Origin of the sequence: Streptomyces sp. NPDC096152 (genome assembly GCF_044763235.1) — a bacterium.
Classification (GTDB): Bacteria; Actinomycetota; Actinomycetes; order Streptomycetales; family Streptomycetaceae; genus Streptomyces.
The window spans coordinates 510,354-533,262 of sequence record NZ_JBIWFW010000007.1 but is presented as its reverse complement, the minus strand read 5'-3'; the positions used below and the strand labels follow the sequence as shown (position 1 = coordinate 533,262).

The following is a 22,909-nucleotide window of genomic DNA, read 5'->3' as shown; positions in this document are numbered from 1 at the left end:
CACCCACACAGGGGGCGGCCCGCCGCACACGGCCCGTCAGCGCGCACGAAAGTGCCGCCGCGCACCGTGTCCCCCCTCACCCGTTCGGCTCAGCAGCATCCGGCCCCGGTGGCCGGGGCGGGGCATCGTCGTAGCAGGCAGGACGGCACGCTCCTACGGCACCGGGGGGACTCAGACGTGACCCGCAGCGCAGGCACCCAAGGTGGGCCGCCGGAGGACCGGGCCGGGGCCGGGGGGCCGGTGGGGTTCATACCCGGGCGCCCGCGGCGGTGGGTGCGGTACGGGGCCCTCGGGGCGGCCGTCCTCGTCGTGGTGGCCGCCGGCGTGGGGTGGGAGGTGTACACCCGGCTCAACGGCAACATCACCGCGGACGAGACCGCCGCGGCCGAGCTGCGCCGGTACGAGAAGGAGCGGCCGAGCGCCCTGGTGAAGGACGCGCAGAACATCCTGCTGATCGGGTCGGACACGCGCGCGGGGGGTGGCAACGCCCGGTACGGGCGGGACTCGGGGACCGAACGGTCCGACACCACGATCCTGCTGCACCTGGCCGCCGACCGGCACACCGCCACCGCCGTGTCGCTGCCCCGCGACCTGATGGTGCGGGTGCCCGGCTGCCACCGCCGCGACGGCAGCCCGTCGGCTCCCATGTACACGGCGTTGAACACCGCCTTCGCGGTGGGCGGTTCGGCCTGCACGATCCGTACCGTCGAGAAGCTGACGGGCATCCGGATCGACCACCACGTCGTGATCGACTTCAGCGCGTTCAAGGAGATGGTCGACGCGGTCGACGGCGTCGAGGTGTGCCTGACCGAGCCCATAGACGACAAGGCCGCCAGGCTGCGGCTGCCCGCGGGCCGGGTGACGCTCGACGGCGAGCAGGCGCTCGGCTACGTCCGCGCCCGCAAGTCGCTCGGCGACGGCAGCGACACCGAGCGGATGGAGCGTCAGCAGCGGTTCCTCGGCGCCCTCGTCAACACGGTGTGGAGCAACGACGTGCTGCTGAACCCGGCGAAGCTGTATCCGGTGCTGGACGCGGCCACCTCGTCGCTGACCACGGACCCGGGCCTGGCCAGCCTGCGCGGCCTGTACGACCTGGTGCGCGGGCTTCGCAAGATCCCCACCGAACGGGTCCAGTTCCTGACGGTCCCGCGGGAGTCGTACGTCTACGACGCCAACCGCGACCAACTCGTGGAGCCGGACGCCGAGAAGCTGTTCGCGCGACTGCGCCGGGACGCACCGGTGGAGGTCGTGAAGGAAACCACTTCGGATTCCGGCGCAAAAGGCCGCAATCCGGCTGCGGCGGATTCACCTTCCTCACGGGAAAGCGATCCATTTACGCAGTCGCGTGACTACGCCGCGTACATTCTGGTGGGCAGATCCGACGACGGGATGCGCGCCGCCCCGATCTGGCTCACACCTTCTCCCACCCCCACGTTCCGCGGCAACACCGCGGCGGAGGACTCCTGTGGGTAAAGCCACGGCCAAAGCCGAACTTTTGTCCAAGGAAATGGGCGGATTGCCCGGTTGTAGGGCCGTGCAATTTGTCACCGGCGTCGCTCTGAGCCGAACCGGCCGGATAGTGTGAGCGATCCGGTGCACCAAGCCGCGAGGTCCTTCCTGGGGTCGTGCACTGAGTGACCAGACCTGAGCGTCTTGTAGGGGGAAGGCGCCGCGTGGCCCCGACGGAGGATCGGACAACCGTGGACGCGCAAGGCCGTGGGCGGGCGGACAACATCGACCCCGCAGACCAGTGGGTGCTCAACCCGAACACCGGCGAATACGAATTGCGACTGACCCCTTCCGCTGCGCAACCGGCGGTTCCGAATCCGCGGAGAGCCGGCTCCCGTCAGAACGGCGGCGGGGCGCGCGGCCGGAGCGCGACGGCGCCGGCCCGGCAGCGCGCCGAGGCCCCGGGCCGCCAGGCGCCCGGCCGCGACGCGCCGGGCCGGGATGCCCCGGGCCGCGAGGTGCCGAACCCGCGTCGTCGGCGTCCCGTGCCGGAGGAGCCGCTGCCGGGGCGGCGCGGACGCCGGCCGGTGAAGAAGTCGAAGGCGAAGAAGGCCCTGCTGTGGACCGGCGGGTCGCTGGCCTTCGTGCTGGTGGCCGCGTCCGTGGGCGGCTACCTCTACATCAAGCACCTCAACGACAACATCACCTCCGTCTCCGACGACGGCGCGAGCACCGGTGGCTTCCAGAAGGACAAGGCGATCAACGTCCTGCTGATCGGCACCGACAAGCGCACCGGCAAGGGCAACGGGAGCTACGGTGACAAGGGCAGCGTCGGGCACGCCGACACCAGCATCCTGCTGCACGTCTCCAAGGACCGCTCCAACGCGACCGCGCTGAGCATCCCCCGCGACCTGATCGTCAACGTCCCGGACTGCCCGACGCGGCAGCCCGACGGCTCCACCAAGGTCATCCCGGGCACCGACAACGTCCGCTTCAACACGAGCCTCGGCCAGGACGGCCGTACGCCGAGCTGCACCATGCGCACGGTCACCGCGCTGACCGGGATCAAGCCGGACGACTTCATGGTCGCCGACTTCAACGCGATCAAGACGCTGACGACGGCCGTCGGCGGTGTCGACGTGTGCCTGGGCAAGGACATCCACGACAAGGACTCGCACCTCAATCTGAAGAAGGGCACGCAGCACATCGAGGGCGAGACGGCGCTCGCCTTCGTGCGCACCCGGCACGCGGTCGGCTTCGGCGGCGACCTGAGCCGCATCCAGCTCCAGCAGCAGTTCCTCAGCGCGCTGATGCGGAAGTTGAAGGACAACGACACGCTCACCAGCCCCACGAAGATGGTGGACGTCGCGGAGGCGGCCACCAAGGCGCTGACCGTCGACTCGAAGATCGACAGCATCGGCAAGCTCAAGGACCTCGGCCTGGAGCTGGGCAAGCTCAACCCCAAGAACCTGACCTTCACCACGGTTCCGGTGATAGACAACCCGGCCGAGAAGGTGCACGCGACGGTGGTCCTCAAGAAGCCCTCGGCCCCCCAGGTCTTCCAGATGGTCCGCAACGACGTCTCCTTCACGGAGGTCAAGCAGCAGAAGAAGAAGGAGAAGGCCGCCGAGGCCGCCCGCCTGAACGGCCCTCAGTCGTCCGCCTCCGAGGTGCGGGTCCGGATCATGAACGGCGGGGCGGTCGCCGGCAGCGCACAGGAAACTCTTACCTGGTTGCAGGTGAATGAGGGGGTGCAGAAATCCGAGAACGCCGGCAACGCACCGCAGGCAATGAGCAGGACCACGCTCGAGTACGCCCCCGACCAGGCCGCCCAGGCACGTAAACTCGCCGCGATCATGGGGCTGTCCGGGTCCGCGCTGAAGCCGGGCGAGAGCGTGACCAACTCCCAGGGCCTGCCCGCGATGACGCTGACTCTCGGCAAGGACTTCCAGGGTGCGGGCATTCCGCTCACGCCTCCGACGAAGGCGCCGGAGGACGTCCAGAAGTCCACAGCGGACAAGGTTCAGTGCGCCAAGTGACCCGACGGGTCTGTCTCGCGTCTATCAGGGCGCGGGGCAGGCCCGTCGGCGGCGCAAGGGTGGGGAGGCAGGGGACATGACGCAGAGCAGTGTGCGCGGGGAGGGGACGCGGTCGAACGTCCGGCGTGCGCGTGGTCTGGACTGGGGGGACGGCCCGCCGCGGGAGGACGCGGCGGAACCGGACGGCGACGGCTCCGGCAGAGGCGGGGACCGGCGGCACGGCCACGGCCACCGGGGCGGCGGCAAGCGCCGTGTACTGCGCTGGTCCGCAACGACACTGGCGCTGCTGATACTTGGCACGGCGGCCGCCGGATACCTCTACTACGAGCACCTCAACGGCAACATCCGCAAGGGCCAGCGCAGCAGCGGCGACGCCAAGGCGCGGCGGTCCGAGCCGAACGCGGCCGGCCAGACGCCCCTGAACATCCTGCTGATCGGCTCCGACAGCCGTGCCTCCGACGAGAACGTGAAGCTCGGCGGCAGCCGGGAGAACCGCAACAACCCGCCGCTGGGCGACGTGCAGATGCTGATCCACCTGTCCGCGGACCGCAAGAGCGCCGCCGTGGTGAGCATCCCCCGCGACACCCGGGTCGCCATCCCCAAGTGCACCGACCCCGACACCGGCCGGGTCTATCCCGAGACCACCGACATCATCAACGTGTCGCTGGCCCGCGGCGGCGCCGGCTGCACGCTCGCCACCTGGGAGAACCTCACCGGCGTCTACATCGACCACTGGATGACGATCGACTTCGCGGGCGTGGTGAAGATGGCGGACGCCATCGGCGGCGTCGAGGTCTGCGTGAACCAGAACGTGTGGGACCACCCGCTGCCCGGCGTGCCCGGCGGCTCCGGCCTGAAGATGAAGGCCGGTGCCCACAAGGTCAAGGGCGAGCAGGCCCTGCAGTGGCTGCGGACCCGGCACGCGTGGGGCAGTGACCTCCTGCGCGCCCGGGCCCAGCACATGTACATGAACTCGATGATCCGCACGCTGAAGGGCCAGGACGTCTTCACCGGCACCGGCCGGCTGATGGACCTGGCGGAGGCGGCCACCAAGTCGCTGAAGGTCTCCGAGGAGATCGGCACGGTCAAGAAGCTGTACGGCCTGGGCATGCAGCTGAAGACGATCCCGACGGACCGCATCACCATGACGACGATGCCCAACGTCGCCGACCCGCAGAACGGCGACCACGTCGTACCGGACGGCACCAACGCCGAGAAGGTGTGGCGGATGCTCCGCGACGACGTGCCCTTCGACGACAAGGGCAAGGCCTCCGGCGCGAAGGACGCGAAGAAGAAGGCGGCGGACGAGGCGGAGGCGGCCAAGGACCCGTCGGTCCCGGCCGACCGGCTCGGCGTGGTGGTGCAGAACGCCACCCGGACCGCCACCGAGGCCCCGGTGAGCGGCCGGGCGAGCACGATCAGCGGGGAGCTGGTGCAGAAGGGCTTCGGCCGGGCGACCGCCGACGGCTCGGCGGCGCTGTCCGCGGACGAGACGGTGGTGCGCTACCCGAGCGCGGATCTGGAGGGCGACGCCCAGAGCGTCGCCAAGGCGCTGGGTCTTCCCATGAGTTCGGTGAGGAAGTCGACCGACGTGTCGGGCGTCACCGTCGTCGTGGGCGCCGACTGGCGCACGGGCACGGTGTACCCGAAGCAGTCCGCGCCGAAGGCCGGCGACCTCCCCGACAACTCCGACGCCCTCAACGGCGCGGATTCCGGCAAGTGCATGGACGTGTACGCGCCCTACCGCTGGTAGCGGCCGTAGACGTGGGAAAGGGCCCCTCTCCGGCGACGGGAGGGGCCCTTTCGTGCAGGTCGTACGGGGCGCGTACCGGCTCGGTGCGCGGCGGTCAGTCGGCGGCGAGGACCGCCGGGCGCCGGGAGGCGATGACCCTCCGCGCCAGCGTGCGGGGGCTGGTGAGGAAGCCCCAGCCCCAGGACAGGTGCATGGTGGCCAGGGCGACCGGGATCCGCAGCCGGGCCTTCGGCGGCAGCCCCCGGCCCGCGGGCACGGACCCGGCGAGGATCGCCGCCAGATAGCCGCCGGGGACCACGAAGCCCCAGGGGGTCAGCGCCGCGCCGACCACGATCCCGGCCGCGATCGCGCACAGCGCGGTCGGCGGGGCGAGGTAGCGCAGGTTGATGGAACCCTCGTGGTAGCGGGCGACGACGTGCCGCCAGCGGCCGTAGTCCTTGTACTGCTTGGCGAGGGCCCGCACGCTCGGGCGGGGCCGGTAGGAGACCCTGAGCTCCGGCGAGAACCAGATCAGGCCGCCCGCCTCCCGGAGGCGGAAGTTGAGCTCCCAGTCCTGGGCGCGGATGAACTCCTCGTTGTAGCCTCCCTGCTGCTCCAGCGCCTCGCGCCGGAAGACACCCAGGTAGACGGTCTCGGCCGGACCGGCCTGCCCTCCGGTGTGGAAGGCGGCGTTGCCGACCCCGATCTTCGAGGTCATCGCGGCGGCGACCGCGTGCTCCCAGTCGTTCTCGCCCTCGGCGTGCATGAGACCGCCGACGTTCTGCGCGCCGGTCTCCTCCAGGAGCCGTACGGCCGTGGCGATGTAGTTCGGCGAGAGCATCCCGTGGCCGTCGACGCGCACCACGATCGGGTGGCGGGAGGCCTTGATCGCGGCGTTGAGCGCGGCGGGGGTGCGGCCGGTCGGGTTGGGGACCGTGTGTACGCGCGGGTCCTCCCGGACGAGGGCGGCGGCGATCTCGTCCGTGCGGTCCGCGGACGGGCCGAGGGCGATGACCACCTCCATCTCGCCGTCGTACTCCTGCGCGAGGATCGCTTCGACGGCTCCGCGCAGATGCCGCTCCTCGTTGAGGACGGGCATGATCACAGACACGGCGGGGAGCCGCACGTCGGGCTTGGCGTTCATAGGGGGCTCACGTTACCGCGAACGGGGGACACCGGTGCGCGCGCCGGGGTCGCCGCACCGGGCTGCAGATCGTATGGGCCTACGGTGCTCACGGTGCCCACCCACGCCGTAAGCGGAGGTGTCCCCCATGTCCACCACTTCGCCCCGGCCTCCCGCGCCGCCACGGCAGCGGCCGCGGCAGTCCCCCGTCCCCTCACGTCCGTCCGGCCCGTCGTACGCGCCCGTACGGCGGAGAAGGCCGCGGTGGGCCATGCGGGCGGTGACAACGCTGTCGGTGGTGGTGCTCGCCTCCGCCGGGATCGGTCACGCGGTCGTCTCCAGCCTGGACGCGGACATCGCCCGGGTCGACCCCTTCAAGGACATGAAGAACCGCCCGCAGCCGGGCCACGGCATGAACGTGCTGCTGGTCGGCACCGACGGCCGGGACCGGATCAGCGCGCAGGAGCGGCGCAAGTACCGGCTGGGCGGGCAGCCCTGCCACTGCACCGACACCATGATGATCGTGCACCTGTCGGAGGACCGGGAGCGGGCCACCGTGGTCAGCCTGCCGCGGGACTCCTTCGCCGAGATCCCCGCGCACGTCGACCAGAACACCGGCAGGCGGCACGGGCCGCACCCGGTGAAGCTGAACGCGGCGTACGCGGAGGGCGGGCCGAACCTCACCGTGCGCACGGTGGAGGAGATGACCCGTCTGAAGATCGACCACTACCTGGAGGTCGACTTCACCTCCTTCATGCGGACCGTGGACGTGCTGGGCGGGGTGCGGATGTGCACCGCCGAACCGCTGAAGGACACCTACACGGGCCTGGACCTGGCCGCGGGCACGCACACGCTCAACGGCGGCCAGGCGCTGCAGTACGTCCGCTCCCGGCACGTCGACGGCGCCAGCGACCTGGGCCGGATGAAGCGCCAGCAGCGCTTCCTGGCCGCGCTGATCGAGCGGGCGACCTCCTCCCGGGTGCTGCTCAACCCGATGAGGTTCCGGGACGTGACCCGCGCGGTGCTCGGCTCGGTGCGCGCGGACAAGGGCTTCCACACGGACGAACTGCTGGACCTCGGGCGGGCGATGCGGACCTTCTCCCCCTCCTCGTCGGAGTTCACGACCGTCCCGCTCGCGCAGACCGCGTACCCCGTGAAGGGCCTCGGCTCGACGGTGAAGTGGGACCGGGCCGGCGCCGACCGGCTCTTCCGGGCGCTGCGCGAGGACCGGCCGTTGGCGGCACACCGGCCCCGGCAGCCGAACCGGCCGGTGGCCGTGGAGGTCACCCCGCGGGAGATCCGCGTCCAGGTGGAGAACGGGACCAGCACCATGGGGCTCGGCAGGCGGGTGGACGCCGCGCTGGCGGCGGCCGGGTTCCGTGCGACGGGGGCGCCGGTGGACGCCAAGGAGCGGGCGGTGAAGCGGACCGTGGTGGTCTACGACCCGCGCTGGGACCGCTCGGCGAGGTCGATCGCCGCCGCGCTGCCGGGCAGCGAGCTGCGGCCGGTGCCGGGGCAGGGCGCCACGCTCAAGGTGATCGCGGGTGCCGATTTCCGCCAGGTGCGCAAAGTGCGGGTCGAGGACCCGGTCAAGGCGGCCGCGGCGGTGGTGACGGGCGACGAGGTCGTCTGCCGCTGACCGGGCAGGCGCCTGTGCTCGTGGGTCCTGTGTCGGCCGGTGCGCTTCCGGGTCCTGTTCGCGGTGCTCCTCCGTGTCCTTCTTCTCAGTCCTCGTAGCCGTCGGCGGCGCGCTTCTCCCGCAGTTCCCTGATCGCGCGGCGGCGGGCCAGGCGGTGGGTGCGGCGGATCTGGGCCTCCTGGTAGCGCCGCTTGTCGCGCTCGGACTCCGGGACGACCGGCGGCACCGCCCGCGGCTTGCCGTCGGCGTCCACCGCGGCGAAGACCAGGTAGGCCGAACCGACCTGGGTGGCCGGGGTGGACTCGTTCCAGCGCTCGGCGAGGACCCGCACACCGACCTCCATCGAGGTCCGCCCGGTCCAGTTGACCTGAGCCTTCACATGCACGAGGTCCCCGACGCGGACCGGCTCCAGGAAGACCATCTCGTCCATGGACGCGGTGACGGCGGGGCCGCCGCTGTGCCGGCCGGCCACCGCGCCCGCCGCGTCGTCGACCAGTTTCATGATCACACCGCCGTGCACCGTCCCGAGGAGGTTCGTGTCGTTGTGGGTCATGATGTGGCTGAGTGTGGTCCGGGAGGCCGAAGTCGGCTTGCCCGGGATATCCGGCGTGCCGGATTCCACGGCGGGGGCCTGGTGTGTCATGCCCTCCACCTTATGCCGCGGCCGCATCCGGGGAATTTGTGTCAGCTTCGCAACAGCGGCGCCCTTATTTTCCGACGGGCCTTGTAAGGCACACCGTCGTGACGGGCACACTGGGGCCCATGAATGATTGGCCCGAGGGATGGTCCGACAACAACCGCGGCCCCCGCTACGGACGCGGCAGTGCCGGCGCGCAGTCCGAAAGCGCCCGCGTGATGCGCCAGGTGCGGCGCGGCCCGGGGGCGCCCGGGCAGGGCGGCGCCTACGGGGGCGGCCCGGGCGGTCCCGGTCCCTCGGCGCCGCCGTACGGGGTCCCGCAGCAGCCGTCGTACGTCGACGGCCGGGGCTACGACGACCACGACGACTACGACAGCGGCTACAACACCGGCCAGGTCTACGGCCGTCCCGGAGGCGGCGGCCCCGCCGGACCGGACGACGGCTACATCCGCGGACCGCGCCCCGCGGCGAACTGGGGCCGCCGCATCAGGCTGACCTTGACGACCCTGGTCACCCTGCTCCTGGTCGCCACCGTGGCGACCTACTTCTGGGCCGACTCCAAGCTGAACCGCCAGGTCGACCTCTCCACGGTCATAGACCGGCCGTCCACCGGCGACGGCACGAACTACCTGATCGTCGGCTCCGACAGCCGCGCGGGGCTGTCCGCGGACGACAAGAAGAAGCTGCACACCGGCTCGGCCCAGGGCAAGCGCACGGACTCGATGATGATCCTGCACGTCGGGTCCAACGGCGACACGCTGATCTCGCTGCCGCGCGACTCGGACGTCGTGGTCCCCTCCTACAAGGGGTCGACGTCCGGCAAGGTCTATCCGGCCAAGGGCCGGCACGCGAAGCTGAACGCCACGTACGCCGAGGACGGGCCGACGCTGCTGGTCCGCACCATCGAGTTCAACACCGGCCTGCACATCGACCACTACGTGGAGATCGGCTTCGCGGGCTTCGCCAACATCGTGGACGCGGTGGGCGGGGTCGAGATGAACATCGACCAGCCCTTCAAGGACAAGTACTCCGGCGCGGACTTCAAGGCGGGCAAGCAGACGCTGAACGGCGAGCAGGCCCTGGCCTTCGTCCGGACCCGGCACGCGTTCGCGACCTCCGACCTGCAGCGCACCAAGAACCAGCAGAAGTTCCTCTCCGCCCTGGCCCACCAGGTCGCCACCCCGTCGACGGTGCTGAACCCGTTCAAGCTCTACCCGACCATGGGCGCGGGCCTGGACTCCCTGATCGTCGACAAGGACATGGGCCTGTGGGACCTGGCCTCCATGTTCTGGGCGATGAAGGGCGTCAGCGGCGGCGACGGCAAGTCGATGAACATGCCCATCTCGGGCTCCTCGGGCGGCAACCTCGTATGGGACAAGGCGAAGGTGAAGACGCTGGTGGACGAGCTGAACAACGACCAGCAGGTGACCGTCTCCGGCAACTGACCGGCCGTTCGGCACCGGGCCCCCGGGCCATCGGTTCGAGCGGGAGAAGACGGGACGGCACGGAAGAGCCCCGCGGTGTGCGGCCGCGGGGCTCCGTCGTGCGGGCCGGGAGTCCGGTCACATGGCGACGCCCGTCATCGTCCGGCACATCTCGGAGCAGCGGCGACACGCCTCGGCGCAGCGCATCATCATCCGGTCGTCCGGCATGGACATACACGCCTCGGCGCACATGTCGCAGGCCTTGGCGCACATCGCGCACATCTCGGCCGACATGGGCGAGCGCCGCATCATCATGTCGGCGCAGATACGGGTCATCTCGGAGCAGTCCATCAGCGCACGCATGATCTGCATCTGCGCCTGGCCGCCCACCTGCATGCAGGAGCTCATGGCCTCCTCGCAGACGTTGTGGCAGTTCATGCAGGCCTGGACGCAGTCCTGCATCTCCTTGCTCATGGCGGTCATGGATCCGGGCTGGGTGTGGGTCATGACTCCTCCTGGGGGGGGACGCCGGGGCCCCGGGGGCGGGGCCCCGTGCCCTTACGTCGTACGCCCGCCCGGGCCCCCGCGCCATCGGACGGAACCACAGAATCCGGTACCGCCGCCCGGGTGAGCGGCACCGGCCGGGCCCCCGGGCCCGCGCCCGCGATCGCACCCCGTACCCGCAAGCCGCAAGCCGCAAGCCGCGAGCCGCACCCGCACCCGCACCCGCACCCGCACCCGCACCCGCACCCGCACCCGCACCCGCACCCGCACGCAAACAGCCCCCGGTGTCCACCGGGGGCTGCTTCACTGCCGGGTCGGCCGGCACGCGCGGGTTACGGCAGGTTGCGCGCCATGACGATGCGCTGCACCTGGTTCGTGCCCTCGTAGATCTGGGTGATCTTGGCGTCGCGCATCATGCGCTCGACCGGGTAGTCGCGGGTGTAGCCGTAGCCGCCGAGGAGCTGGACCGCGTCCGTGGTGACCTCCATGGCCACGTCCGAGGCGAAGCACTTGGCCGCCGCGCCCTGGAAGGTGAGGTCGGAGTCGTTCCGCTCGGACTTGGCCGCCGCCGCGTAGGTCAGCTGGCGGGCGGCCTCGATCTTCATGGCCATGTCCGCGAGCATGAACTGGATGCCCTGGAAGTCGGCGATCGGCTTGCCGAACTGCTTGCGCTCCTGGACGTAGCCCTTGGCGTAGTCGAGGGCGCCCTGGGCGATGCCGAGGGCCTGGGCGGCGATGGTGACGCGGGTGTGGTCCAGGGTCCGCATCGCCGTGGCGAAGCCGGTGCCCTCCTCGCCGATCATGCGGTCGGCGGGGATGCGGACGTTGTCGAAGTAGACCTCGCGGGTCGGGGAGCCCTTGATGCCGAGCTTCTTCTCCGGGGCGCCGAAGGAGACGCCCTCGTCGGACTTCTCCACGACGAAGGCGGAGATGCCCTTGCTGCGCTTGCCGGCGTCGGTGACGGCCATCACCGTGTAGTACTCCGAGACACCGGCGTTGGTGATCCAGCGCTTGACGCCGTTGAGGACGTAGTGGTCGCCGTCGCGGACCGCCTTGGTCTTCATGCCGGCCGCGTCCGAGCCCGCCTCCGGCTCGGACAGGCAGTACGAGAACATCCCGTCGCCCTTGGCGAGCGGGGTCATGTACCGCTTCTTCAGCTCCTCGGAGCCGGAGAGGATCACGGGCAGCGAGCCCAGCTTGTTCACCGCGGGGATCAGGGAGGACGACGCGCAGACGCGGGCCACCTCCTCGATGACGATCACCGTGGCGAGGGCGTCCGCGCCCGCGCCGCCGTACTCCTCGGGGACGTGCACGGCGTGCAGGTCGTTGGCGACCAGCGCGTCGAGCGCCTCCTGCGGGAACCTGGCCTCCTCGTCCACCACGGCGGCGTACGGCGCGATCTTCGCCTCGGCCAGTGAGCGGACGGCGTCGCGGAGCATGTCGTGCTCCTCGGACGGGCGGTACAGGTCGAAGTCAGCCGATCCGGCCAAGGTCTCTCACGCTCCAAAGACGACGCACTGATTGACGCTAATTACCGTTAAGTAACTCAAATTTTAAAGGGCCGCCCACGCCGGTGATACGTGAGCTTGGCGACAGCGGGGGATTGCCCGGCGAAGAGCCCCGGCAACCCCCGGCTATGCTCGTCCACCGCATCACCATCGTCCCTCCTGGAGCACCCATGAGCCTCAAGATCACCGTGATCGGCACCGGCTATCTCGGCGCGACGCACGCCGCGGCCATGGCCGAGCTCGGGTTCGAGGTACTGGGGCTCGACGTGGTGCCCGAGAAGATCGAGATGCTCCAGCGGGGCGAGGTCCCGATGTACGAGCCCGGCCTGGAGGACCTGCTGCGCCGGCACGTGGCCGGGATCGAGGGCTCTACCGGGCGGCTGCGCTTCACCATGGACTTCGCCGAGGTGGCCGCCTTCGGCGACATCCACTTCGTCTGCGTGAACACCCCGCAGAAGCACGGCGAGTACGCCTGCGACATGTCGTACGTGGAGTCCGCGATCGCCTCGCTCGCCCCGCACCTGACGGGTCCCGCGCTGGTCGTCGGCAAGTCGACGGTCCCGGTCGGCTCGGCGGACCGCCTGGCCCGGACGATCGCCGAGCTGGCGCCCGCGGGCGAGGACGCGGAGCTGGCCTGGAACCCGGAATTCCTGCGCGAGGGCTTCGCCGTCCAGGACACCCTGCACCCGGACCGGATCGTGGTCGGCGTGCGCAGCGAGCGGGCCGAGAAGCTGCTGCGCGAGGTCTACGCGACGCCGGTCGGCGAGGGCTCCCCCTTCGTGGTCACCGACTTCCCGACCGCCGAGCTGGTGAAGACCTCCGCCAACTCCTTCCTCGCCACCAAGATCTCCTTCATCAACGCGATGGCCGAGGTCTGCGAGGCGGCGGGCGGCGACGTCGCCCGGCTGGCGGAGGCGATCGGGTACGACGACCGGATCGGCCGGAAGTTCCTGCGGGCCGGCATCGGCTTCGGCGGCGGCTGTCTGCCCAAGGACATCCGGGCCTTCATGGCGCGCGCCGGTGAGCTGGGCGCCGACCAGGCGCTGACGTTCCTGCGCGAGATCGACTCCATCAACATGCGCCAGCGCGGCCAGATGGTGGAGCTGGCCCGGGAGGCGCTGGGCGGCGGGTCGTTCCTCGGCAAGCGGGTCGCGGTCCTGGGCGCGACCTTCAAGCCCGACTCGGACGACGTGCGCGACTCGCCGGCGCTGAACGTGGCCGGCCAGATACACCTCCAGGGCGGCCAGGTCACGGTCTACGACCCCAAGGGCATGGACAACGCACGCCGCCTCTTCCCGACCCTCGGCTACGCCGGCTCCGCGCTGGAGGCCGTCCGGGGCGCCGACGTCGTCCTGCACCTGACCGAGTGGCGCGAGTTCCGCGAGCTGGACCCGGCGGAGCTGGGCGAGCTCGTGTCCGCGCGGCTCGTCCTCGACGGGCGCAACGCGCTGGACCCGGAGCTGTGGCGGCGGGCCGGATGGACCTACCGGGCGATGGGCCGACCCACCGCCTAGGGACCTGTCCCGGACGCGGACCCGACGGATGACGCCGGTTCGGCCGAGGCTCAGTCGGCCGAACCGGCGTCTTGTCGCATTCTGCACCACCAGGGCTCCCCGTGGCCGGTGAACCCCCTGTGGATCACGCCGCTCGTCCCCCTCACGCCTCCCTCGCCCGGTAGCGGCGCATCTTGGCGCGCGCCCCGCACACCTGCATCGAGCACCAGCGGCCGCGGCCGGCCGGGCTGCGGTCGTAGTACGCCCAGTGGCACGTCACGGCCTCGCAGGCCTTGAGGCGGGTCCAGGTGCCCGCGACCAGTGCCTCGGCGACGGCCGCCGCGATCCGGGAGGCCAGCGGCCCCCGGTCGGCCGGGGCCAGGGCGGCCGAGCCGTCCCGCTCGTCGACCGCGACCAGCAGCGGGGCGCCGGCCAGCAGCTCGCCCAGCGGGGTCACCGTGCGGTGCGGCGGATGGCCGGCGTGGGCGAGGAGCGCGGCGCGCAGCGACTCACGCAGTTCGCGCGCCCGCGGCAGTTCCGCCTCGGTGATCCCGAGGCGCGCCCGCCCGTCCGCCGTGTCGAGCGAGTCGGCGCCCGTCTCGATGTCCAGCGTGTTGACCAGGGACTCCAGCAGAGCCAGGCCCCCGGGCGCGGGCGATCTCCCACTCATGGCAGCGACGGTACCTCGCGAATGCGGTTGCGGCGTTACCCGCACTACGGGAACATGCGGTAACAGTTACCGGTAGATCCCTTCTACAGGTAACCGAAGCTCCGTCATCCATCACTGGGAGGAATTCATGGCTCTCGCCAAGCTGGGTGTCGTCGTCCTGGACTGTCCCGACCCGCGCGCGCTCGCGGATTTCTACGCCGGGGTGCTCGGCGGGACCGTCGAGGACGAGGGCCGCTGGGTGGACCTCAAGGTGCCCGGCGGGCAGTCGCTGGCCTTCCAGGCGGCGCCGGGGTTCGTCCCGCCGAAGTGGCCCGCGGCCGACGCCTCGCAGCAGTTCCACCTGGACCTGGTCGTCGAGGATCTGGACGCGGCCGAGCGGGGGGTGCTGGCGCTCGGCGCGAAGCCGCTGGACCGGCAGGAGGGCCGCACCTTCCGGGTGTACGCGGACCCGGCCGGGCACCCGTTCTGCCTCTGCGCCTGCTGACAGGCTCCGCTACGGCCCACCGCATCCGCGCCTGCTGACCGGCCTCTGCGCCGGTGACCGCCTACGCGCCGGCTGATCCCGGCGGGCTCGGGCGGGGTCCCCGCCGCCACCCTCGCGCGGCGCCGGAGGAGCTTCCTGGGCGAGGCGTTCGTGGACACGGCGGTACGGCGTGACGGGGGCGACGCGACGCCCCCGTCACGCCCCGCCCCGGCCCGCGGGCCGGTCAGCCGTCGAGGTCCTCGATGGTCGCGTGGGACGGCCCGCGCGTGGCCTGGAGGTCCCGGGCCACGTCCTCCGCCGCGCCCAGCACCCGGACCGCGTTCTCCCAGGTCAGCTTGGCCAGGTCGGCCTTGGACCAGCCGCGGTCCAGGAGTTCGGCCAGCAGGTTGGGATAGCCGGAGACGTCGTTCAGGCCGTCCGGGGTGAAGGCCGTGCCGTCGTAGTCGCCGCCGATGCCGAGGTGGTCGATGCCCGCGACCTCGCGCATGTGGTCGAGGTGGTCCGCCACCGTGGAGACGGTGGCGACCGGGCGCGGGACGCGCTCCTCGAAGGACCGGTGGACCTTCATCGCCTCCGCGGTGGTGTCGAGGTGGTGGAAGCCGTGCGCGCGCATGTTCTCGTCGGCCGCGGCCGTCCAGTCGACGGCGGCCTGGAGCACGAACTTCGGCACGAACGTCACCATCGCCATGCCGCCGTTCGCGGGCAGCCGCTCCAGCACGTCGTCCGGGACGTTGCGCGGGTGGTCGCAGACGGAGCGCGCCGAGGAGTGGGAGAAGATCACCGGCGCGGACGTGGCGTCCAGCGCGTCGCGCATGGTCGTTGCCGCCACATGGGACAGGTCGACCAGCATGCCCAGGCGGTTCATCTCCCGGACCACCTCGCGGCCGAAGGCGGACAGGCCGCCGACGCCGGGCTCGTCCGTCGCCGAGTCCGCCCACGCCACGTTGTCGTTGTGGGTGAGCGTCAGGTAGCGGACGCCGAGCGCGTACAGCCCGCGCAGCGTGCCCAGGGAGTTCGCGATGGAGTGGCCGCCCTCCGCGCCCATCAGCGAGGCGATACGGCCGTCCCGGCGCGCCCGCGTCATGTCGGCGGCCGTCAGGGCGGGGGCCAGGTCGGCCTCGTAGCGGGCCAGCAACTCCCTTACGCAGTCGATCTGTTCCAGCGTGGCCGGCACCGGTGCGGGCAGGTCCGCCGGCACGTACACCGACCAGTACTGCGCGCCGACGCCGCCCTCGCGCAGGCGGGGGATGTCGGTGTGCAGGTGGTCGTGCTGGTGGGCGGCGATGTCGAGGACGTCGAGGTCGTAGCCGGCCTTGGCGCGCAGGGCCCAGGGCAGGTCGTTGTGACCGTCGACGACCGGGAACTCGCGCAGGAGTTCCCGGGCGGTCTCCAGGGAGCTCACCGCGGTCACTTCCCCGCGCCGAAGCCGAAGCCGCCGGAGCCGCCGTCGACCTTGGCGCGCAGCCGCTTGCCCTTCTCGGTGGCCTGGTCGTTGAGGTCCTGCTGGAACTCCCGCATCCGGCCGAGGAGTTCCTCGTCGTGGGTGGCGAGGATCCGGGCGGCGAGCAGACCGGCGTTGCGGGCGCCGCCCACGGACACGGTCGCCACCGGGACCCCGGCGGGCATCTGCACGATCGACAGCAGCGAGTCCATGCCGTCGAGGTGCTTCAGCGGGACGGGGACGCCGATGACCGGCAGCGGGGTGACGGAGGCGAGCATGCCGGGCAGGTGGGCGGCGCCGCCGGCGCCCGCGACGATCACCTTCAGGCCGCGGTCGGCGGCCTGCTCGCCGTACGCGATCATCTCGCGCGGCATCCGGTGCGCGGAGACCACGTCGACCTCGTACGCGATCTCGAACTCGTCCAGGGCCTGGGCGGCGGCCTCCATGACGGGCCAGTCGGAGTCCGACCCCATGACGATGCCAACAACAGGGCTCATTCGGTGATGGTGCCTCTCAGGTAGCCGGCAGCGTGACGGGCGCGGTCCAGCACGTCGTCGAGGTCGTCGCCGTAGGTGTTGACGTGACCGACCTTGCGGCCGGGCTTCACGTCCTTGCCGTACATGTGGATCTTGAGCTGCGGGTCGCGGGCCATGCAGTGCAGATACGCGGAGTACATGTCCGGGTAGTCGCCGCCGAGGACGTTGACCATGACCGTCCATGCCGCGCGCGGGCGCGGGTCGCCCAGCGGCAGGTCGAGGACGGCGCGGACGTGGTTGGCGAACTGCGAGGTGATCGCGCCGTCCTGGGTCCAGTGGCCGGAGTTGTGCGGGCGCATCGCCAGCTCGTTGACGAGGATGCGGCCGTCGCGGGTCTGGAACAGCTCGACCGCGAGATGGCCGACGACGCCGAGTTCCTTGGCGACGGTCAGGGCCAGCTGCTCGGCGCGCAGCGCGAGCTCGTCCTCCAGGTCGGGCGCCGGGGCGATCACCGTGTCGCAGACGCCGTCCACCTGGCGGGACTCCACGACCGGGTACGCCACCGCCTGGCCGTGCGGGGAGCGCACGACGTTGGCGGCCAGCTCCCGGACGAAGTCGACCTTCTCCTCGGCGAGGACCGGGACCCCCGCACGGAAGGGGTCGGCGGCCTCCTCGACGGAGTCGACCACCCACACGCCCTTGCCGTCGTAGCCGCCGCGGACGGTCTTGAGGACCACCGGGAAGCCGTCCCCCTCGGCGGCGAAGGCCGCCACGTCCGCGGGGTCGGAGACGATCCGGTGCCGCGGGCAGGGCACACCGATCGCGTCCAGCCTGGCGCGCATCACGCCCTTGTCCTGGGCGTGCACGAGCGCGTCGGGCCCGGGACGCACGGGGATGCCGTCCGCCTCCAGGGCGCGCAGATGCTCGGTGGGGACGTGCTCGTGATCGAAGGTGATCACGTCGCAGCCCCGCGCGAACGCGCGCAGCGTCTCCAGGTCGCGATAGTCGCCGACGACGACGTCGTTCACCACCTGCGCCGCGGAGTCCTGGGGAGTGTCACTGAGGAGCTTGAACCTGATGCCCAGCGGGATGCCCGCCTCGTGGGTCATACGAGCGAGCTGGCCACCGCCGACCATGCCGACTACCGGAAACGTCACGCTCCTAGGGTATCGGCCGCGCCGACCGTGCCGGATCGGGCGCCCGGCGCGCGCCCTCCCACCGACCGTTTCGGGGTTTCTTTCCCGCCTTTTGCGGGACTCTTTCCGACCTGTTGCCCATCGGCGCGCCCATCCCCGGGCGCCGTCACGGGCCGCTGGTTAGCATGGCTGGGTTGACGAAACCGACCGGACGGGGGCCTTTGCGACCATGGGACGTGGTTCCTCGGGGCTTCGACCGGCCCCCATGACGCCCCGCAGCGCGCTGAGGGAGCGCGTCGACCGGCTCTGGCGCGAGCTCGCCAAGTTCGGCGCGGTGGGCGGCGCGGGCCTGTTGGTCAACCTGCTCGTGTTCAACCTGGTACGGCACGTGACCGGCCTCCAGGTGGTGCGGGCGAGTGTGATCGCCACCGTCGTCGCGATCGTCTTCAACTACATCGGCTTCCGCTACTTCACCTACCGGGACCGGGACAAGAGCGGCCGCACCAAGGAACTGACCCTGTTCCTGCTGTTCAGCGTGGTCGGCCTGGTGATCGAGAACGGCGTGCTCTATCTGGCGACGTACGGCTTCGGGTGGGACAGCCCGCTGCAGAGCAACGTCTTCAAGTTCCTCGGCATCGCGGTGGCGACCCTGTTCCGCTTCTGGTCGTATCGCACCTGGGTGTTCCGCGCCATGCCGGGCCGGGTGGCCGTGGCGGACGCGGAGTCGATCCTGGAGGCGGAGTCCGCCCGGTCGCGCTCGCGGGCCTTCCGCTAGAGCCGCCTCGCGGGCCTGTCGCAGGGACCGGCCCGCGGGTCTTCCGCCCAGCACCGGACCCCGGGTCTTCCGCCGGGACCGGAGTGAGGTCGGGCCCGTCGGCGGTCAGCGCACCGTCAGATGCTCGTCCGACTGCTTCCTGGGCGGGGTGCGCGAGAGGAACAGGCCGAACACCGGCGGCTGGGCCTGGAGCAGCTCCAGGCGGCCACCGTCGGCCTCCGCGAGGTCCCGGGCGACGGCCAGGCCGATGCCCGTGGAGTTGCGGCCGCTGATCGTGCGCTCGAAGATCCGCGCGCCGAGGTCGGCGGGGACGCCGACCCCCTCGTCGGTGACCTCCACGATCGCCTGGTTGCCGGTCACACGCGTGCGCAGCGCCACCGTGCCGCCGCCGTGCATCAGGGAGTTCTCGATCAGCGCGGCCAGCACCTGCGCGACCGCGCCGGGCGTGCCCACCGCCTGGAGGTGCCGCTTGCCGGAGCTGACGATCGCGCGGCCGGCGCTGCGGTAGGCGGGGCGCCACTCGGCGAGCTGCTGCTGGATGACCTCGTCGAGGTCGAAGGTGACGGCGGAGCCGGTGCGCGGGTCGCGGGCGTTGGTCAGCAGCCGCTCCACCACGTCGGTCAGGCGTTCCACCTGGGTGAGCGCGACGTTCGCCTCCTCCTTCACCGTGTCCGGGTCGTCGGTGAGGGTGATCTCCTCCAGACGCATGGACAGCGCCGTCAGCGGAGTGCGCAGCTGGTGGGAGGCGTCGGCGGCCAGGCGCCGCTCCGCGGTCAGCATCCGGGCGATGCGCTCGGCGGAGGAGTCCAGGACGTCGGCGACCCGGTCCAGCTCCGGCACGCCGTAGCGCTTGTGGCGGGGGCGGGGGTCGCCGGAGCCGAGGCGTTCGGCGGTCTCGGCGAGGTCGGTCAGCGGGGAGGCGAGCCGGTTGGCCTGGCGGATCGCGAGCAGCACCGCGGCGACCACCGCGAGCAGCGCCACCAGGCCGATGATCAGCAGCGTGCGGCCGACCTCGCGGGTCACCGAGGAGCGCGGCTCCTCGACGGTGACCGTCTCGCCCTGCTCACCCCGGGCGGTGGAGCGAATCACCTCGCCGGCCGGCCTGGCGCCGACCTCGATGGCGCGCTGCCCCGGGATCCGGATCACGGCGTAGGGGCTGTCGGTGACCTGTTCCTTGAGGATCTGCGCGTTGACCGTCTCGGCGCCGAGCAGCCGGCTGTCCACGATGCTGGCGAGCCTCAGCGCCTCGGAGTCGACCCGTTCCTGGGCGCTGTTGCTGATCGTCCGGGTCTCCACGATCACCAGGGAGACGCCGAAGACGGCGATCACGACGAGCACCACGGCTAGCGTGGACTGGATCAGTCGACGGCGCATGTCCTCTTACCTGCGAATACCTGCGAGGCGCCCGGGAGGCGTGCTCAGCTCTTCTCGAAGCGGAAGCCCACGCCGCGCACGGTGGCGATGTAACGGGGGTTGGCCGCGTCGTCCCCGAGCTTCTTGCGCAGCCAGGAGATGTGCATGTCGAGGGTCTTGGTCGACGACCACCAGGTGGTGTCCCAGACCTCGCGCATCAGCTGGTCGCGGGTGACGACCCGGCCCGCGTCCCGCACGAGCACCCGCAGCAGGTCGAACTCCTTGGCGGTGAGCTGGAGTTCCTCGTCGCCCATCCAGGCGCGGTGCGACTCGACGTCGATGCGCACGCCGTGCGTGGCGGGCGGCTGCTGGGGTTCGGCGGCGCCGCGCCGCAGCAGGGCCCGGACGCGGGCGAGCAGCTCGGCGAGGCGGAAGGGCTTGGTGACGTAGTCGTCGGCACCCGCGTCCAGCCCGACCACGGTGTCCACCTCGTCGGCGCGGGCGGTCAGGATGAGGATGGGCACGGTGTGGCCGTCGGCGCGCAGCCGGCGGGCGACCTCCAGGCCGTCCATGCCGGGCAGGCCGAGGTCCAGCACGACCAGGTCGACGCCGCCCTGCATTCCGGCGTCGAGCGCCGTGGGTCCGTCCTCACGCACCTCGACCTCGTAACCTTCCCGGCGCAGTGCGCGGGCCAGCGGCTCCGAGATGGACGCGTCGTCCTCGGCGAGCAGTACACGGGTCATGAGCTGATGGTAGTCCGCCGATGCGGGGACCCGGGGCGGAGCTGCGGTGTGATCGTCGGCAGCCGTTCTTACCTTTCCGCCCGACACCCCCCGGCGGTACGGACCAATGACCGCGGGATGCGATCCTGGAGGAGACGACCTCACTCCACCTTCGAAAGGCTGTTCACGGTTCCCCCGCTCCCTGTGATCCGTGTCTCAAGTCCTTCCATATGCGGCAGTGTCCTGCCGTATGGTGAGTTGAACGCCTGTAACACACCGGGGACCTTCGGCGCTCGTCTATTGACGCTGAAGGTCTCATTTGTGTGCGGGGTTGGCTGATGCCCGCCCTGAACGGAATGACCTAGGGCCGGGCCTCGAGCGCGCATCGACGCGCGTAGAGGTGTGGATCCCGGCGACCGCAGTCCCCCGCTCCGCGACCCGGAGCGGACTCCCCCCGGGCGTGGGGTGGACGAACGGTCCTGCCGGTGCCGGCCGCCCCCACCGGGCGCGTACCAGCTCACCGCTGCGCGTCCCGACCAGCAAGGAACGACCATGGCGTCCAGCCTGACGAAGGACTCGGTCCACCCGGGCACCCCCGGTTCCGAGAAGACCTTCTTCGGCCACCCCCGCGGCCTGGCCACCCTCTTCATGACCGAGATGTGGGAGCGTTTCTCCTACTACGGCATGAAGGCCCTGCTCCCGCTGTACCTGGTGGCACCGGGCGGCCTGCACATGAACGCGGCCACCGCGACCGCGATCTACTCGGTGTACCTCTCGCTCGTGTACCTGCTCGCGCTGCCGGGCGGCTGGTTCGCGGACCGCGTCCTCGGCCCCCGCAAGACGGTCGCCGTCGCGGGCGTGATCATCATGCTCGGCCACCTGATGCTGGCGCTGCCGACCTCGGGCACCTTCTTCGCCGGCCTCGGCCTGGTCGCCATCGGTTCCGGTCTGCTGAAGGCCAACATCTCCACGATGGTCGGCCACCTCTACGACGGTCCGGACGACCCGCGCCGTGACGGTGGCTTCACCCTCTTCTACATCGGCATCAACCTGGGCGCCTTCCTCGCGCCGCTGGTCATCGGCACCGTCGGTGAGAGCGTCAACTGGCACCTGGGCTTCGCGCTGGCCGCGGTCGGCATGGCGCTGGGTCTGATCCAGTTCCTGCTCGGCACCCGCCACCTGGACTCCCGCTCCGACATCGTGCCGACCCCGCTGTCGGCCGAGGAGAAGCGCGCCACCCTGATGAAGGCCGCCCTGTGGGCGGGCGTCGCGGTCGTCTTCTACGCGATCGTCGGCTTCTCCGGCGTCTACACCCTGAACTGGCTGCTGGTCCCGATCACCCTGGCCGGACTGATCATCCCGGTCATGGTCATCGCCCGCATCAAGCGGGACAAGGAGCTCGACCGCGCCGAGCAGTCGAAGATGACGGCCTACATCTGGTTCTTCGTCGCCGCGGCCGTGTTCTGGATGATCTACGACCAGGGCGGCTCCACGGTCTCGCTGTTCGCCGACTCCTCCGCGAAGAACACGATCTTCGGCTGGAACTTCCCGGTCTCCTGGTACCAGTCGGTCAACCCGGTCATGATCATGGCGCTGGCCCCGGTCTTCGCCTGGGCGTGGCTGTCGCTGGCCCGGCGCGGCAAGGAGCCGAGCACCGCCGCCAAGTTCGCGATGGGCCTGCTGATGATCGGCGCGTCCTTCTTCCTCTTCCTCGTCCCGCTGGGCATCGCCGACGGCGGTCACAAGGCGGCCGCGATGTGGCTGGTGGCGATCTACTTCGTCCAGACCGTCGGTGAGCTGACCCTGTCTCCGGTGGGCCTGTCGGTCACGACGAAGATGGCGCCCGCGAAGTACGCCTCCCAGATGATGGGCGTCTGGTTCCTGGCCGTCACCGCCGGTGACGCCACGACCGGTCTGCTCTCCATCGCCGGTGTCGACCTGAACAAGACGGGCATCGTGGCCCTGCAGGCGGCCCTCGCGGCGCTCGCCGGCGCGGCGGTGCTGATGTACCGCAAGAAGGTCAGGGAGCTCATGGGCGACGTGCACTGACGCGCGTCCCCGAGGTCCGTGGAGGGCCGTCGCATCCCACGGGGTGCGGCGGCCCTCCGGGCGTTTCCGGGGCCGTCCCGGGGCGTTTCCGGGGCCACCCACCCGGGGCGTTTCCGGGGGCCGCACCGGGGCGTTTTGGGGCTCGTACCGGGCACTTCCGGGCTCGTACCGGGCGTTTCCGGGCTCGTGCGGCTCTCGGGGGAGCCGAGGCAGAACGCGATACGCGCCGGATCCGTGGGGATCCGGCGCGCGATG

At 71.1% G+C, this 22,909-nt stretch carries 19 protein-coding genes; 9 read left to right on the top strand and 10 right to left on the bottom strand.

The genetic code is table 11. The features are described from left to right. Positions 1 to 177: 177 nt before the first annotated feature. The 3 genes from ACIQ9G_RS25740 to ACIQ9G_RS25730 all read left to right on the top strand — a co-directional run bounded on the left by ACIQ9G_RS25740 (position 178) and on the right by ACIQ9G_RS25730 (position 5,241). A complete protein-coding gene (locus ACIQ9G_RS25740) occupies positions 178 to 1,473 on the top strand; it encodes an LCP family protein (RefSeq protein WP_403613721.1) in 1,296 nt (431 codons plus the stop codon). 227 nt (positions 1,474 to 1,700) lie between these two features. Beyond that, positions 1,701 to 3,488, top strand: coding sequence for an LCP family protein (locus tag ACIQ9G_RS25735; RefSeq protein ID WP_403613719.1), 1,788 nt, complete (start codon positions 1,701 to 1,703; stop codon positions 3,486 to 3,488). A 76-nt stretch (positions 3,489 to 3,564) separates the two neighbouring features. Next, a complete protein-coding gene (locus ACIQ9G_RS25730) occupies positions 3,565 to 5,241 on the top strand; it encodes an LCP family protein (protein ID WP_403613717.1) in 1,677 nt (558 codons plus the stop codon). Between the two features lie 94 nt (positions 5,242 to 5,335). Here ACIQ9G_RS25730 and ACIQ9G_RS25725 read toward each other — a convergent pair whose 3' ends face one another. Then, on the bottom strand, positions 5,336 to 6,364 hold the full coding sequence (locus tag ACIQ9G_RS25725; RefSeq protein ID WP_403613714.1) for a glycosyltransferase family 2 protein: 1,029 nt from the start codon (positions 6,362 to 6,364) through the stop codon (positions 5,336 to 5,338). A 127-nt stretch (positions 6,365 to 6,491) separates the two neighbouring features. On the opposite strand from ACIQ9G_RS25725, the gene ACIQ9G_RS25720 reads away from it, so the two are divergent. Next, positions 6,492 to 7,982 carry an LCP family protein gene (locus ACIQ9G_RS25720; protein WP_403613712.1) on the top strand — a complete coding sequence of 497 codons (1,491 nt, stop codon included), beginning with the start codon at positions 6,492 to 6,494 and terminating at the stop codon, positions 7,980 to 7,982. Positions 7,983 to 8,067: 85 nt separating this feature from the next. Here the strand turns inward: ACIQ9G_RS25720 and ACIQ9G_RS25715 are convergent, their stop codons facing one another. After that, on the bottom strand, positions 8,068 to 8,652 hold the full coding sequence (locus ACIQ9G_RS25715; protein ID WP_403613709.1) for an acyl-CoA thioesterase: 585 nt from the start codon (positions 8,650 to 8,652) through the stop codon (positions 8,068 to 8,070). A 92-nt stretch (positions 8,653 to 8,744) separates the two neighbouring features. Between ACIQ9G_RS25715 and ACIQ9G_RS25710 the strand changes: the two genes are divergently transcribed. Beyond that, a complete protein-coding gene (locus ACIQ9G_RS25710) occupies positions 8,745 to 10,064 on the top strand; it encodes an LCP family protein (RefSeq protein ID WP_403613706.1) in 1,320 nt (439 codons plus the stop codon). A gap of 117 nt (positions 10,065 to 10,181) precedes the next feature. Here the strand turns inward: ACIQ9G_RS25710 and ACIQ9G_RS25705 are convergent, their stop codons facing one another. Together ACIQ9G_RS25705 and ACIQ9G_RS25700 are read right to left on the bottom strand one after the other, a co-directional pair. Beyond that, a complete protein-coding gene (locus tag ACIQ9G_RS25705; RefSeq protein WP_403613703.1) occupies positions 10,182 to 10,550 on the bottom strand; it encodes a four-helix bundle copper-binding protein in 369 nt (122 codons plus the stop codon). A gap of 329 nt (positions 10,551 to 10,879) precedes the next feature. Next, on the bottom strand, positions 10,880 to 12,037 hold the full coding sequence (locus tag ACIQ9G_RS25700) for an acyl-CoA dehydrogenase (RefSeq protein ID WP_403613700.1): 1,158 nt from the start codon (positions 12,035 to 12,037) through the stop codon (positions 10,880 to 10,882). A gap of 188 nt (positions 12,038 to 12,225) precedes the next feature. Between ACIQ9G_RS25700 and ACIQ9G_RS25695 the strand changes: the two genes are divergently transcribed. Then, positions 12,226 to 13,569, top strand: a complete 1,344-nt coding sequence (locus ACIQ9G_RS25695) for a UDP-glucose dehydrogenase family protein (RefSeq protein WP_403613697.1) — start codon at positions 12,226 to 12,228, stop codon at positions 13,567 to 13,569. 142 nt (positions 13,570 to 13,711) lie between these two features. On the opposite strand, the gene ACIQ9G_RS25690 is transcribed toward ACIQ9G_RS25695, so the two are convergent. Then, entirely contained in the window at positions 13,712 to 14,218 is a 507-nt protein-coding gene (locus ACIQ9G_RS25690; RefSeq protein WP_403613694.1) for a CGNR zinc finger domain-containing protein, read from the bottom strand. Between the two features lie 127 nt (positions 14,219 to 14,345). On the opposite strand from ACIQ9G_RS25690, the gene ACIQ9G_RS25685 reads away from it, so the two are divergent. Further along, positions 14,346 to 14,702 (top strand): VOC family protein, encoded by a 357-nt coding sequence (locus ACIQ9G_RS25685; RefSeq protein WP_403613691.1) that lies wholly within the window; start codon positions 14,346 to 14,348, stop codon positions 14,700 to 14,702. A gap of 223 nt (positions 14,703 to 14,925) precedes the next feature. Here the strand turns inward: ACIQ9G_RS25685 and ACIQ9G_RS25680 are convergent, their stop codons facing one another. The 3 genes from ACIQ9G_RS25680 to ACIQ9G_RS25670 are packed head-to-tail and all read right to left on the bottom strand — an operon-like array spanning position 14,926 to position 17,776. Next, positions 14,926 to 16,104 carry a dipeptidase gene (locus tag ACIQ9G_RS25680; RefSeq protein ID WP_403613688.1) on the bottom strand — a complete coding sequence of 393 codons (1,179 nt, stop codon included), beginning with the start codon at positions 16,102 to 16,104 and terminating at the stop codon, positions 14,926 to 14,928. A gap of 5 nt (positions 16,105 to 16,109) precedes the next feature. Continuing rightward, entirely contained in the window at positions 16,110 to 16,640 is a 531-nt protein-coding gene (purE, locus tag ACIQ9G_RS25675) for a 5-(carboxyamino)imidazole ribonucleotide mutase (protein ID WP_403613685.1), read from the bottom strand. Continuing rightward, positions 16,637 to 17,776 (bottom strand): 5-(carboxyamino)imidazole ribonucleotide synthase, encoded by a 1,140-nt coding sequence (locus tag ACIQ9G_RS25670; RefSeq protein ID WP_403613682.1) that lies wholly within the window; start codon positions 17,774 to 17,776, stop codon positions 16,637 to 16,639. Before ACIQ9G_RS25670 ends, purE begins: the two co-directional genes overlap by 4 nt. 208 nt (positions 17,777 to 17,984) lie before the next feature. On the opposite strand from ACIQ9G_RS25670, the gene ACIQ9G_RS25665 reads away from it, so the two are divergent. Continuing rightward, complete coding sequence (locus ACIQ9G_RS25665) at positions 17,985 to 18,530, top strand: GtrA family protein (protein ID WP_403613680.1); 546 nt, start codon at positions 17,985 to 17,987, stop codon at positions 18,528 to 18,530. 105 nt (positions 18,531 to 18,635) lie between these two features. Here ACIQ9G_RS25665 and ACIQ9G_RS25660 read toward each other — a convergent pair whose 3' ends face one another. Then, the gene (locus ACIQ9G_RS25660) at positions 18,636 to 19,904 is read right to left on the bottom strand and encodes an ATP-binding protein (RefSeq protein WP_356188572.1); all 1,269 of its coding nucleotides are present in this window, start codon (positions 19,902 to 19,904) and stop codon (positions 18,636 to 18,638) included. 44 nt (positions 19,905 to 19,948) lie between these two features. Continuing rightward, positions 19,949 to 20,626, bottom strand: coding sequence for a response regulator transcription factor (locus ACIQ9G_RS25655; RefSeq protein WP_020940464.1), 678 nt, complete (start codon positions 20,624 to 20,626; stop codon positions 19,949 to 19,951). Between the two features lie 531 nt (positions 20,627 to 21,157). Between ACIQ9G_RS25655 and ACIQ9G_RS25650 the strand changes: the two genes are divergently transcribed. Continuing rightward, positions 21,158 to 22,654 carry an oligopeptide:H+ symporter gene (locus tag ACIQ9G_RS25650; RefSeq protein WP_403613677.1) on the top strand — a complete coding sequence of 499 codons (1,497 nt, stop codon included), beginning with the start codon at positions 21,158 to 21,160 and terminating at the stop codon, positions 22,652 to 22,654. Positions 22,655 to 22,909: the final 255 nt, after the last annotated feature.

What these genes read in the sequence shown, in the direction of transcription:
- ACIQ9G_RS25720 (WP_403613712.1), top strand. Translation starts at nt 6,492, where the DNA reads ATGTCCACCACTTCGCCCCGGCCTCCCGCGCCGCCACGGCAGCGGCCG.
- ACIQ9G_RS25705 (WP_403613703.1), bottom strand. Translation starts at nt 10,550, where the DNA reads ATGACCCACACCCAGCCCGGATCCATGACCGCCATGAGCAAGGAGATG.
- purE (WP_403613685.1), bottom strand. Translation starts at nt 16,640, where the DNA reads ATGAGCCCTGTTGTTGGCATCGTCATGGGGTCGGACTCCGACTGGCCC.
- ACIQ9G_RS25655 (WP_020940464.1), bottom strand. Translation starts at nt 20,626, where the DNA reads ATGACCCGTGTACTGCTCGCCGAGGACGACGCGTCCATCTCGGAGCCG.
- ACIQ9G_RS25730 (WP_403613717.1), top strand. Translation starts at nt 3,565, where the DNA reads ATGACGCAGAGCAGTGTGCGCGGGGAGGGGACGCGGTCGAACGTCCGG.
- ACIQ9G_RS25660 (WP_356188572.1), bottom strand. Translation starts at nt 19,904, where the DNA reads ATGCGCCGTCGACTGATCCAGTCCACGCTAGCCGTGGTGCTCGTCGTG.
- ACIQ9G_RS25690 (WP_403613694.1), bottom strand. Translation starts at nt 14,218, where the DNA reads ATGAGTGGGAGATCGCCCGCGCCCGGGGGCCTGGCTCTGCTGGAGTCC.
- ACIQ9G_RS25710 (WP_403613706.1), top strand. Translation starts at nt 8,745, where the DNA reads ATGAATGATTGGCCCGAGGGATGGTCCGACAACAACCGCGGCCCCCGC.
- ACIQ9G_RS25685 (WP_403613691.1), top strand. Translation starts at nt 14,346, where the DNA reads ATGGCTCTCGCCAAGCTGGGTGTCGTCGTCCTGGACTGTCCCGACCCG.
- ACIQ9G_RS25665 (WP_403613680.1), top strand. Translation starts at nt 17,985, where the DNA reads ATGGGACGTGGTTCCTCGGGGCTTCGACCGGCCCCCATGACGCCCCGC.
- ACIQ9G_RS25695 (WP_403613697.1), top strand. Translation starts at nt 12,226, where the DNA reads ATGAGCCTCAAGATCACCGTGATCGGCACCGGCTATCTCGGCGCGACG.
- ACIQ9G_RS25715 (WP_403613709.1), bottom strand. Translation starts at nt 8,652, where the DNA reads ATGCGGCCGCGGCATAAGGTGGAGGGCATGACACACCAGGCCCCCGCC.
- ACIQ9G_RS25650 (WP_403613677.1), top strand. Translation starts at nt 21,158, where the DNA reads ATGGCGTCCAGCCTGACGAAGGACTCGGTCCACCCGGGCACCCCCGGT.
- ACIQ9G_RS25725 (WP_403613714.1), bottom strand. Translation starts at nt 6,364, where the DNA reads ATGAACGCCAAGCCCGACGTGCGGCTCCCCGCCGTGTCTGTGATCATG.